Source organism: Agrobacterium sp. CCNWLW155, from assembly GCF_036888815.1.
Lineage (GTDB): Bacteria > Pseudomonadota > Alphaproteobacteria > Rhizobiales > Rhizobiaceae > Agrobacterium > Agrobacterium radiobacter.
On sequence record NZ_JBAKFW010000001.1, the window covers coordinates 780,599 to 792,629 of the forward strand.

The following is a 12,031-nucleotide window of genomic DNA, read 5'->3' on the forward strand; positions in this document are numbered from 1 at the left end:
GGCCGCCCCCAAGATCGTCAGGAAACGGCCCACATGGCGTTGAATTCGGCTCTCAGTTCCGCTTCGTCGGACGGGTCCGCAGTCGGGAAACCCGCTTCAACTGCCCGCACCCGCTCCAGCGAGCGGCCGGAAAGAACGGGAACCTCCTTCACGACTTCAAGCATTTCACCCATCACGCCGTTGCAATGCAAGACTATATCGCAGCCACCCGCAACAATATTCGCAGCCCGCTCGCCCAGCGTACCCTTCAACGCGTTCATGGAACTGTCGTCGGACATCAGCAGGCCATCAAAGCCGATACGACCGCGAATGATCTCCTCGATGACCTTCGGCGAGGTCGTAGCAGGCCGTTCGCGGTCGACGGCATTGAATACCAGATGCGCGCTCATCGCCATCAATTCGTGGTTCAGCGCCCGGAACGGCACAAAATCATGGGCATCCAGCTCATCGAGCGGTACATCGACGACAGGCAGTTCATGATGCGAATCCACCATGCCGCGACCGTGACCCGGCATATGTTTCATGACAGGCAGCATGCCGCCCGCCTTCAGGCCATCGGCGGCCGCCTGCCCCATCTCGGCCACCATGGTCGGCGTGTAGCCATAGGCGCGGTTGCCGATGACGTTGCTGGCGCCTTCCACCGGCACGTCAAGCACCGGCAGGCAATCGACATTGATACCGAATTTCATGAGGTCGAAGGCATGCAGGCGCGACATCAGCCAGGCGGCACGCAGACCCGCCCCCCGGTCGCGCTCATAGATTTCACCGAGAATGCGGGCATTCGGATAGGCCTGCAGGATCGGCGGCTTGATGCGCTGAACACGCCCACCCTCCTGATCGATCAGAACCGGCGCGTCTGGCCGCCCGACGGCGTCGCGCATGGCGGCGACGAGATCGGTGATCTGCTGCGGCTCGCCGATATTGCGCCCGAACAGGATGAAGCCCCAGGGCTGTTCATCGCGGTAAAGGGCAATCTCGTCGGCGGTCAGCGAAAGCCCGCTGCATCCGAGGATCATAGCTTTGCAATCGGTCATGATGTCACGCTCTCAGGGAAGATAGGGGTAAGGGTAAGGAGACTGCGCCATCGGGACTGCGAAAATCGTCCGATAACCTCTCCGCCGTCATCCTCGGGCTTGATCCGAGGATCCATCGCTCCGGGTTGTGGATCCTCGGGACAAGCCCGAGGATGATGCAGAGTGTGATGGAAGGTCCAAATACTCTAAGGGCTGCCTCATGCGGCAGCCCCAATCTTTCTACGCCGGATCAGCCTCTATCAGCGCGCTACCAGGCAGCTGCCGCCGGCTGAGCGGAACTTTTCGCACAGCGCCACGGCTTCGTTCTTGTCACCCGCCGGGATGCGGACGCGGTAGAACGTGCCCTTGCCGGCGATTTCGGCGGCCTTGATGTCGACGCCACGTCCACCGATGACCGAGCCGAACTTGGCCGACATGTTCTGGTAGGACTTCTGGGCTTCCGCCTGGCTCGGCAGCGAGGCGATCTGGATGTAGTAGCCACCGGCAGAAGGCGTGCTGGTCGCTGCCGGGGTCGCGGCTGCCGTCTGCTGCTGCGCGGCCTGCGGCTGTGCCGGAGCGGTCGCGGGGCGCACATTGCCCTGGTTGGTCACCGTTGCCACTACATTGGCAGGCTGCGAGGACGGACGTGCCGCTGGAAGCGGTGCTGCCGACTGCGCTGCCGGCTTGGCGGCGGCGGCAGGTGTGTTGGCCTGCGGCTGAGCCTGCTCCGGCGCGACCGGAACCCGCGATGCGGCGATGACGGCGGGAGCGCCCTCACCGGGCTTCGCGGTCTGCGGCGCTGCAAGCTCCTCGACCTTGTCGGCCTTCGGCGGCTGGGCTGCAGGTACCTCGACCTCCTGGGCAACCAGCGTGCCATCAGGCTTGACGATCATGGTGCGGACCTTGCGCGGCGAAACGCCGGTTGCAGCCGAACCTTCGTTCTGTGCGGCCTTTTCTTCCGGCGAAAGCAGACGCGGATCCTCGGTCTCGCCAACCGGCGTGCCGGCGGCTTCCATATCCGCGTCGTTTTCGCCTTCAAGCGGCAATTGTTCGGGGATCAGCGTGCGCTGAACCACATCCACCGGCTGCTCGTTGCTGGAAATCAGCGCCGGCTGCTTCGGATCGGCAGCGCTGCCGCCAGCCACGCGGTCATAAACCGCCTTGTCCTGATTTGGCACGACGCGACCGCCCGGATTTTCCGGCACGACCTTCATCGGGTCGTTGTCGGCGGAGATGATGACAGGTGCGCCATTGGAGCCCGTGCTGGACGAGCCGCCGGAAACCAGCGCGTAAACGCCGCCACCGATCAGCACCAGACCGATTGCGGCTGCAACCGGCATGATCCAGCGGCGACCGCCGCGTTCATCCTCGTCACGATAAGCCGCCGGATGCTCCACATAGGTATTCTCGGCGTCGCGGGACGCGTTGCCACGGGAAGCCGCAGCCTCCTGCATGGAACGACGGAAATCCTCTTCCAGCGCCCGTTCAAATTCATCGGCCTCTTCCGGAGCCTGAACAGGACGCGCCTGGGCGGCGCCGCGATTTTCCGCATGTTTGTGACGGTCGAGACCGCCGGCGACAGCAGGCGCAAACAGCGTCGCTAGCTCGGTATCGATATCGAGATCTTCCTCGTGACGGCGCGCGGCCGGCTTGGGTTCAAAAACCCCGACCGGCAGTTCCGGCACATCCATTTCGACGATGGTTTCCGGATGTTCTTCCGTCTCGCCGATCTGCGAAGGATCGAAAGGCAGGCTTTCCAGCGTCTGCGGTGCGGCCGGCTGCGGTGCTGCAGCAGCGGGACGCGGCTGAACCACAGCAGCAGCGACCGGTGCGGCAACGGGAGCCGGGCGCGGCTGCGGCGCGGGCTGTTCTCTCACGGGCTGCGGCGCGACGGCAGCAACGGTAACCGGAGCGGCCGGCTGCTGGCGAACGGGTTGCGGCGCGGGCGCAGGTGCAACCTCCGCCTCGGCGATTTCAGACAAATCCAGATCAAGATCGAGATCGTCGAGCGCGAGCTCGAAATCATCATCGTTAAAGCCGGCGAAATCCGTGAAATCCAGTTCTTCAGCGGGCGCTGCGGGCGCAGCAGCGACAATCGGCGCTGCCTTCACCGGCGCGGCGGCGACCACGGGCAGCTCCACCTCCGCAGCCTGCGCAGCGGGAACGTCCTGCACGAGCGGTGTTTCGCCGCGACCGGGAATGGAATATTTCGCGACGTCGTAAATCAGCTCGTCCATCGGCGAGAGATGTTTCGATGCCGGCTTCTCGGCAACCTCAAACGCCAGAGGCTCTGCGGCAGGTATGAAGGTCTCGGCGACCGAAGGCGTAAAGGACGGAGCGGTCTCTTCCGCCTGAACGACGGCAGGCGCGGGAGCGGCTTCGACCTGCGGCTCGATACGGGCCGCGGCAGGCTGCTGCTCGGAGCGCGGCTCAACCCGCTTCGGATCGACAGCCGAAACATCCCGGCGCGCGCCGAAATTGGCAAGCGGCAGCCGCAGGCTGGAGAATTCCAGCGAAGACCGGCCGCCATGCGACGGCGGACGCACGGAAATCGGTGCGGGCGCTTCCTCGGCGACAGCTATTTCCACCTCATCGGCGAGATCGAAAGCCTGCGGCTCCGGCGCATAGGTCTGAACATTGCTCGAAACATCGGCCGGGAGCTCCGGCATGGCGTGCCATTCGGGTTGCACGGGCTCAGCGGCCTGCGGCTCTTCCCATGCCACTTGCTGGGCGGCCGGCTGATAAACCATCGGCTCGGCGGGACGCGACTGGCGCGAATGCACATCGAAAACTTCGGCCACCGCGCCGGCATCATCACGGAAATCCGCGCGAATATCCTGGGTGGTCGTTTCGACGTAGTTGTGAATATAGGCCTGATCGATTTCCGGAAGCGGCTCTTCCCTCACCTCTGGCGCAGACGCGGCCACGGGTTCGGCCACCGGCGCAAGCTCCGGCTCGCGGCGGGCGAAAACGGATTCGACACGCTGCATGAAATCGTTGGGATGGATGCCCGCACGGACATCGTTTGCCGGATCAAGAACGACCGGATCGGCGTGCGGCGCATCGTAAACCTCGAACTCCCGAAGCAGCTCGTCTTCGAGGTTGAATTCGGGTTCGCGGCGGGTTGCCGGTGAGGCAGCGCGTGGCGCAGCTTCGGAACCCGCATGCGAAGGACGATCTTCGAAGCCGACGATACGTGCCAGCTCTGCCAGAGGATCGTTGTCAGCGAAGCCTTCGGACCGGGTGTCCCGGTTATACGCGACATTTTTTTCGACCATTACGTGTTCCACCATCTACGCATTGCAGCTCTTGCCAGCGTATTGTGAGCAAATAATGGTGATATGTTATCGCATTTCAGCAGGTGCGTCCGCTCCTAAAAGCGTAAGGCCGGACCTCAAAACATTTGCGACAGCATTCACCAGCCCAAGTCTGGCAATGCTCAATTCTCGGTTTTTATCGTTAATAAAACGTAATTCCGGCTGGTCTTTACCCTTGTTCCAGTGTCCATGGAAGGAACTGGCGAGATCATAGAGGTAAAAAGCAAGCCGGTGTGGCTCATGCGAAAGGGCTGCGGATTCGATCAGGCGCGGATATTCGGCGAGCTTTGCAACCAGCTGCAACTCATTGATATCACTGATCAAAGTGACAGATGCCGCCATCTCTTCCGCAGAGGGAGCAAGCCCCGGAAACGCTTCCTGCGCCTGCCGGAAGATCGACATTGAGCGGGCGTGCGCATATTGCACGTAAAAAACCGGATTATCCTTCGATTGTTCGGTCACTTTCGCGAAATCGAAGTCCAGCGGCTCGGAATTCTTCCGATAAAGCATCATGAATCGCACGGGATCGCGACCCACTTCGTCGACAACATCGCGCAGCGTGACGAAGTCGCCGGAGCGTTTCGACATCTTCACCGGCTCGCCGTCACGGAACAGCTTGACGAGCTGGCACAGAAGAACCGTCAGCTTCGACTTGCCCTCGGAGACGGCGCGCGCAACGGCTTCAAGACGCTTGACGTAACCGCCATGGTCAGCACCGAGCACATAGATCATCTCGGAGAAACCGCGATCGAACTTGTTCTTGAAATAGGCAACGTCGGCGGCGAAATAGGTGTAGGAACCGTCCGACTTCATCAGCGCGCGGTCCATATCGTCGCCCACTTCCGTGGAGCGGAACAGCGTCTGTTCGCGGTCTTCCCAGTCCTCAGGCAATTCGCCCTTCGGCGGCGGCAGCGTGCCCTTGTAGACATGGCCCTTGAAGGTGAGGTCGTTGATGGCCGAGAGAATCGGACCGCCATTGCCCTCATGCAGCGTGCGCTCCGAGAAGAACACGTCGTGCCTGACGTTGAGCAGCGCAAGATCCTCACGGATCATCACCATCATCGCGTCGATCGCCTTGTCCTTTACGATCGGCAGCCATTTTTCCTCGGGCATGGCGCGCAGCTTGATGCCATATTCATCCGCCAGCGCCTGGCCGACGGGAACGAGATAGTCACCGGGGTAGAGACCGGACGGAATGGTGCCGATATCTTCACCAAGCGCCTCGCGGTAACGCAGGAACACCGAACGGGCCAGCACATCGATCTGCGAGCCGGCATCGTTGATGTAATATTCCTTGGTAACGCCGTAACCCGCAAAAGCGAGCAGGTTCGCCAGCGTGTCGCCGACAACGGCGCCACGGCAATGGCCGACATGCATCGGGCCGGTCGGGTTGGCGGAGACATATTCGACGTTGATCTTCTGGCCAGCACCGACGGTGGAGCGGCCGAAATCGATGCCCTGACTGATCATATCGGCCAGAAGACGCTGCCAGTAACCGACCGAAACCTTGAGATTGATGAAGCCCGGACCGGCGACATTGACGCTGTCGACATCGCCATCCGCCTGAAGTGCGGGCACGATGAGTTCGGCAAGCGCGCGTGGATTGGTGCCGAGCGGCTTCGCCAGCACCATGGCGGCATTGGTTGCTACATCGCCGTGGCTCAGATCACGCGGGGATTCGACCGTAACTCGACTGAAATCGACCTTTTCGCGGTTCTCTTTCACGAGATCGAGGGTCTCGAGCGCGTTTTTGATCCTGGTATCGAAATCAGCAAAAATGTTCATCGTTCCAACCTGCGCGAAGGGCTTCTGTTTATGTCCGGCCATCATAACCGGGTCGGCTCCGCGATTGCCCGCTGCCCTATCGCAAATCGGGGGTGTGGTCAAACAGACGCTGGTGGGCGCGCAGTGCATAACTGTCGGTCATGCCGGCCAGATAGTCGCCCACATGCCGGGCTTTTGCGGCCACGCTCATGCCGGAAATGCTGTCCACCCAGTAGTGGCTCTGCATTTCCGCCGGCGTTTCCATATAACGGTGGAAAAGATCGGTAACGATCTGTGTCGCACCGGCGCGGATGCGCATGATTTCCGGATGCCGGTAGATATGGCCAAACAGCAGCTTCTTGATCTGCCGGTCGGTTTCGGCCATTTCAGGCGAGAAGGTCGCGACGGTGAAATCGGCAGCGCGGATATCGGCGGCGCTTCGCGGTTTCAGGCGGGCAAGATTCTGCTGCGCCACACCGATCACATCCTCGACCATGTGGGTGATCTGCCGGCGCATGATCTCATTCGCGAAACGCTCCTTGTCGAGCACGGGATATTTCGCCCGCACCTGCGCCATCAGTCCACTGAGGAAAGGCACCTCCTCCAGCATCTCGAAGGTGAGATAACCGGCGCGCAGGCCGTCATCGATGTCGTGGGTATTATAGGCGATATCATCGGCAATCGCCGCGACCTGCGCCTCGAGGCTGGCATAGCTGCCGATTTCCAGATCCTGCAGCTCGCAATATTCGAGGATGGGCAGCGGAACCGGTCCCTTGATCCCCTCGCCCTTGGCATTGACCAGCGGGCCGTTGTGCTTGACGAGACCCTCGAGCGTTTCCCATGTGAGGTTGATACCGTCATATTCGGCGTAGCGGCGCTCCAGCTTGGTGACGATGCGCAGCGATTGCGCATTGTGGTCGAAACCACCATAGGGCAACAGCACGGCATCCAGCGCGTCTTCGCCGGTATGACCGAAAGGCGTGTGGCCGAAATCATGCACCAGCGCCACGCCCTCAGCCAGATCCTCGTCCAGCTTCAGCGCGCGGGCAAGCGCTCGCGCAATCTGCGCGACTTCGATGGTGTGGGTGAGACGCGTGCGATAATGGTCGCCGTCAGGGCTGATGAAGACCTGCGTCTTGTGCTTCAGGCGGCGAAAAGCTGTCGTGTGGACGATGCGGTCACGGTCGCGCTGGAATTCGGAACGCGTCAGGCTTCCCTCTTCCGGAAAAAGACGTCCGCGCGTGGTCCATGGATCAGAGGCGAAAACCGCCCTCTCGCCGCTTCCGAAACCCAATGCGCGCTGGTCTATGATCATGCATCCACCTGTTGTCTTCTCTGGCCGGCACTTCCTTTGGTCTCGGCCATTGACCTTTTCATTCACCCTTCATACCTATCGCAGAGGTCAGCGCAAAGCATCATCGCCGCGCTGACCGCCTTCACACAGGCTATAGACCGGTAATTTGACCGGTTTATAATGGTGACAACGAGATTATTGCTCTCCGGTTTTTGACCCCGGCAGGAGAAACGACATGGAAAACAGCGACATTACCCTTTCGGAAGCAGCGGCGAAGCGAATCGCCCAGATCGTCGCGGCCGACGCCGGCAAACAGGCGCTGCGCGTTTCGGTGGAAGGCGGCGGCTGCTCGGGCTTCTCCTACAAGTTCGATCTGGCCGAAGACAAAGCCGATGACGACATCGTGATTGCGCGCGGCGACGCCAAGGTGCTGATCGACAGCCTCTCGGTTGTCTATATGGCCGGCTCCGAAATCGACTTTGTGGATAATCTGCTCGGCCAATCCTTCCAGATCAAGAACCCCAATGCCGTGGCAAGCTGCGGCTGTGGCACAAGCTTCTCGATTTGAGTTGGAAATACCGGCGCGCAATCCGCATGCCAGCCACCAAGCTTTGAAGTAACTCGCCTCTCTCCTCCCCTCATTCCTGTGCCTGTCACAGGAATCCAGTCGACGCGCGTCTGCGCGGCGGGGACTCCTTTCAGCCCAAGGACTTGGGCTGGCTGGATTCCTGTGACAAGCACAGCAATGAGGGAGGAAAAAACGCAGCGATCCCGCCCGCCCGGCGTCTTTCCACCACATCCGCACGGCCATTTTCCAAAAACGGTGGCAATCGATTTTGCATCGGGTAAAAGTACCCTCACAAAAGGGAAACTCCGATGAAGATTGCCACCTGGAACATCAATGGCGTCAAGGCGCGTATCGAAAACCTCTGCCAGTGGCTGAAGGATTCATCGCCTGACATCGTCTGCCTTCAGGAAATCAAATCGGTCGATGAGGGTTTTCCCCGGCTTGAGCTGGAAGCGCTCGGCTATCACGTCGAGACTCACGGCCAGAAGGGCTTCAATGGCGTCGCGCTGCTCTCGAAGGTAAAGCCCGACGAGGTCAATCGCGGCCTGCCGGGCGACGATACCGATGAACAGGCGCGTTTCATCGAAGGCGTGTTTTCCGTCGAACGCGGCGCGATCCGCGTCTGCTCGCTCTATCTGCCGAACGGCAATCCGCCTGACGATCCGGTCAAATATCCCTACAAGCTTGCCTGGATGGAGCGGCTGCGGCGTTTTGCCGAAGATCGCCTCGCGCTCGAGGAACCGCTCATTCTGGCCGGCGACTACAACGTCATTCCCGAGCCCTTCGATTGCCACGACCCACGCGTGTGGGAAGGCGACGCATTGTTCCTGCCAAAGACCCGCGCAGCCTTCCGCAAGCTGGAGAATCTGGGCTTCACCGATGCCGCGCGGGCTACGACGGATGAAGCAGGACTTTATTCCTTCTGGGATTATCAGGCCGGCGCATGGCCGAAAAACAACGGCATCCGCATCGATCATCTGATGTTATCGGCCGAAGCTGCCGACAGGCTGCAATCCGTCAACATCGAAAAACATGTGCGGGCTTGGGAAAAACCGTCCGACCATGTGCCGGTCTGCGGTTATTTTGCGTTCAGTCCTGCCGGCTGACGACCGGCCCTCTTCAGGCGGAAGAAGCCGCCCTGATCGCCATTCTCAATCCGGATCGTTGAACTGCATGTTCTGCGCCATGGCGATTGCCGCGCGGCGATCATTCTCGCCGGCGAGCGAAAAAGCCTGCTCCTGCAGGTTCTGTATCCAGGTGCAGTCCGCCGCCGTGCATTTGTCGAGCGCGGCCGTCATGAAGGCCAGCCCCTGCGTCGTCTGGCCTTCCTGGAAGATCAGGTTGCCGAAGATCGACATGGCGCCGGCATGGCCGTGCTTGCGGGCCTGGTTGAGCCACTTCTTGGCCTGCTGCACATCAGCGCGGCCGCCCTCGCCGGCGAGAATCATCTCCGCCAGACGGAACTGCGCTTCAGCAACACCAAAGGTGGAGGCCACCTGGAAATAAAGCTGGCGGGCCTGCGAAAGGTCCATTTTGACAGGGCTGCCGGGAATGCCGTGACGGTAATAATCGGCGAGAGAAAGCAGCGCATTAACGAAGAAGCCGGTATCTTCCGAACCCGGCTCGACGCCCTGATTGGCAATTTCGCTGTAGATCTTGAAAGCTTCGAAGTCGTTCTTGGCGACGCCGTCGCCATAGGCGTACATATTGGCCAGCGCCCAGCGCGAGCCGGTATGGCCCTTTTCAGCCGCGTAGCGATAGGCCTCGACGGCTTCACCCTTGTTACCGTTCTTGTAGGCTTTGAAGCCGAACTTGAACAGGTCGAAGGGGCCGGATTCCTTGGTCACGCCCGCATTGATGTCAAAAGCCGCAGCAGGCATTGCGAGCGACGCAAGCAACATGCCCATGAGGAGCGGCTTTAAAACGTTGGCTTCACATTTCAGCATTTCAGCGAACTTCTCTCACTCTTCCCGGCATATAGCCAATACTTGCGGAATACTGCAAAGCCGAACCCGCCGGGTCGCGATTTTTCGAACACACTGCGTCTTTCCGGCAGCACTTTCCAGCGCACCACCGGTGGTCATCTGCGGCAATTGCCCTCATTTTCCAGTGAGACAGATATAGGCATAATTTCCGGCAATATAACGGCATTTCACCGTCCACCGGTCAGCGCCAAACAAGAAAGCCGGACCCAATTCCCGTATTACTTGCTTAAACCCTGAATCCAAACCCGTTTTCACTTTCTGGCCTTGCGCACCACCACATCAAAAGCCTGCATGTTCTTTCATTCCCGCGTCCCTAAACATAAGCCAAGCACCCTGTTTGTGGCGGGAAATGGACAGATATGCTCACATTCCAACGCGACCACACGCTTGCAGAAAAGTGTTGCCAAATCGTCACAAAACTTTCGGGCTAGAAAATTTTATCGAGCAGGAATCATAGTCGCGCATGAAAAAAGGCCCGGTTGGTAAACCGGACCTTTATTTTAGCATCTGCGGAAGGATGGTGTCAGAACTTGACCTTCACGCCGGTCGAGATTGCTGCGACGAGGTCGTTACCGAAGTCGTAGCCCGCCTCGTTGCCGCAGGTGAAGCCTGCGCCGCACGGTCCGCCATTGATGGACGAGCTACCCGAGGTGAGAAGGCCGAGAGCACCGGCAATCTTGAACTCGATGTTCTTGTTCGGGGAGTAGACGATCTGCGTACCCAGCGTCCAGGTATCGGTCTGGGTGCCGATGACGGTCGATGTACCGCGATCCCAGGTCAGGCTTACAGCACCGCTCCACTGTTCGTTGAACTTGTGACCAACGCCGCCGGAAATCGTCCAGCCGTCGCGATAAAACAGGTCGAGCGTATTCAGCGTGTCTGCGCCACTCGGAACGCAGGGAGACGTGCCGACCGCGCAGAAAGGAATGACCTGAATCTGGCTCCAGTCCGTCCACTTGACCGAACCGAAAGCAAGCCAGTCCGGCGCAATACCGGATTGCACCTTGAGCTCGATACTGTCTGGCATGGAAACAGAGCCATAGATCGGCACGAGCTTGCCGCCGTATTTTGCAAGCGTGGGAGATATGGACGGCGGCGTCTGCGGGATCGCCCTGACGTCGGCGAAACCGGTCAGGTCGTGATCGACGGCGCTGTTGTAAACGAGGCTCGCACGGAACGCGATCTCGGGAATCTCATAGGCCATGCCGGCGCGCCAGCCCCAGCCGTCACCTTCCATCTCAAGTTTGCCGACGCCGCTGAAGCTGGACCAGGCCGGATTGAGGCCCAGAACGGCCGGGCCGAGAACCTGACGGTATTTATAACCGCTCAATTCCTGATAGAAGCCGCCGCCGATGATCGAGAAGTCACCCTTGCCAAGATCGAACTTCACCCGGCAGGTGGTGGCGTAATTGTGCGACTTGACCTTGGTTTCGATATTGTAGCTCGATCCCTGCCAGATGCCGGGATTGAGATGCGCGCCCCATGGCTGCGAATAGTCGAACATGCAGTCGCCGAAATCGCCGATTGCCGCCTTGGCGCCGACGCGGGTCGACCAGAAGTTTTCAGAGTCATCTGCGCTTCTTGACCAGGCCGCAGGCAAAGGACCGCTCTTCAGCGGATTGTCACGCGCATTCTCCACCTTGCGCTGCGGCGCGACAAAGGTCGCGGAACTGTCGAGAACATAATCGGACGGATCGAACAGCAGGTCGATATTGTAACCACCGCGCTCAAGGCCACCCGCCAGTGAAGGCGTTACCGCCGCGATGCTGACTGCGAAACATACCGCGCCGCGAAAAATTGCAGTTTTTGCCATCTCTCTCCCCAATCAAGGCAATGTGATCATCAAAAGAGTGAAGCGCTTCGCAGCAAATGACAATCTGCCGCACACTGGCACAGTTCTGCGACACTTCTCCATTTTTTACGTAAGAATTTGATGTCGATCCCCTTGCATAGTCATTTTAGGTTATTTTTCTAATCCAATTGAAGCAATCCGACATAAAATGAAACAAATTCCCACTTGAGACAGGAATTGTCTCCAAATAACCACACTCACGGGTTTCCCGAGGAAACGCGCTTATCAGGCCGTTTTT

8 protein-coding genes are annotated in these 12,031 nt (G+C 59.7%); 2 read left to right on the forward strand and 6 right to left on the reverse strand.

From position 1 onward, the window contains the following. Positions 1-17: 17 nt before the first annotated feature. From nagZ to V6S97_RS03935, 4 genes are all read right to left on the reverse strand, one after another. Positions 18-1,034, reverse strand: a complete 1,017-nt coding sequence (nagZ, locus tag V6S97_RS03920; RefSeq protein ID WP_003509725.1) for a beta-N-acetylhexosaminidase — start codon at positions 1,032-1,034, stop codon at positions 18-20. A gap of 239 nt (positions 1,035-1,273) precedes the next feature. Continuing rightward, on the reverse strand, positions 1,274-4,291 hold the full coding sequence (locus V6S97_RS03925) for an SPOR domain-containing protein (RefSeq protein WP_113083610.1): 3,018 nt from the start codon (positions 4,289-4,291) through the stop codon (positions 1,274-1,276). Between the two features lie 66 nt (positions 4,292-4,357). Further along, positions 4,358-6,115 carry an arginine--tRNA ligase gene (argS, locus tag V6S97_RS03930; protein ID WP_003509727.1) on the reverse strand — a complete coding sequence of 586 codons (1,758 nt, stop codon included), beginning with the start codon at positions 6,113-6,115 and terminating at the stop codon, positions 4,358-4,360. A 76-nt stretch (positions 6,116-6,191) separates the two neighbouring features. Next, on the reverse strand, positions 6,192-7,409 hold the full coding sequence (locus tag V6S97_RS03935; protein WP_003509728.1) for a deoxyguanosinetriphosphate triphosphohydrolase: 1,218 nt from the start codon (positions 7,407-7,409) through the stop codon (positions 6,192-6,194). Between the two features lie 214 nt (positions 7,410-7,623). Between V6S97_RS03935 and erpA the strand changes: the two genes are divergently transcribed. Beyond that, on the forward strand, positions 7,624-7,956 hold the full coding sequence (gene erpA, locus V6S97_RS03940; RefSeq protein WP_003509729.1) for an iron-sulfur cluster insertion protein ErpA: 333 nt from the start codon (positions 7,624-7,626) through the stop codon (positions 7,954-7,956). A 308-nt stretch (positions 7,957-8,264) separates the two neighbouring features. Then, positions 8,265-9,062: an exodeoxyribonuclease III gene (gene xth, locus V6S97_RS03945; RefSeq protein WP_334426114.1), complete on the forward strand. Its 798-nt coding sequence runs from the start codon at positions 8,265-8,267 to the stop codon at positions 9,060-9,062. A gap of 45 nt (positions 9,063-9,107) precedes the next feature. Here xth and exoR read toward each other — a convergent pair whose 3' ends face one another. Together exoR and V6S97_RS03955 are read right to left on the reverse strand one after the other, a co-directional pair. Beyond that, on the reverse strand, positions 9,108-9,902 hold the full coding sequence (exoR, locus tag V6S97_RS03950) for an exopolysaccharide production regulator ExoR (RefSeq protein WP_003509731.1): 795 nt from the start codon (positions 9,900-9,902) through the stop codon (positions 9,108-9,110). Positions 9,903-10,464: 562 nt separating this feature from the next. Continuing rightward, positions 10,465-11,754, reverse strand: a complete 1,290-nt coding sequence (locus V6S97_RS03955; protein ID WP_003509739.1) for an outer membrane protein transport protein — start codon at positions 11,752-11,754, stop codon at positions 10,465-10,467. Positions 11,755-12,031 lie beyond the last annotated feature (277 nt).

Bases quoted from the DNA above. Each gene is read 5' to 3' on its own strand.
- erpA (WP_003509729.1), top strand. From the start codon at position 7,624: ATGGAAAACAGCGACATTACCCTTTCGGAAGCAGCGGCGAAGCGAATC.
- xth (WP_334426114.1), top strand. From the start codon at position 8,265: ATGAAGATTGCCACCTGGAACATCAATGGCGTCAAGGCGCGTATCGAA.
- nagZ (WP_003509725.1), bottom strand. From the start codon at position 1,034: ATGACCGATTGCAAAGCTATGATCCTCGGATGCAGCGGGCTTTCGCTG.
- exoR (WP_003509731.1), bottom strand. From the start codon at position 9,902: ATGCTGAAATGTGAAGCCAACGTTTTAAAGCCGCTCCTCATGGGCATG.
- V6S97_RS03955 (WP_003509739.1), bottom strand. From the start codon at position 11,754: ATGGCAAAAACTGCAATTTTTCGCGGCGCGGTATGTTTCGCAGTCAGC.
- V6S97_RS03925 (WP_113083610.1), bottom strand. From the start codon at position 4,291: ATGGTCGAAAAAAATGTCGCGTATAACCGGGACACCCGGTCCGAAGGC.
- V6S97_RS03935 (WP_003509728.1), bottom strand. From the start codon at position 7,409: ATGATCATAGACCAGCGCGCATTGGGTTTCGGAAGCGGCGAGAGGGCG.
- argS (WP_003509727.1), bottom strand. From the start codon at position 6,115: ATGAACATTTTTGCTGATTTCGATACCAGGATCAAAAACGCGCTCGAG.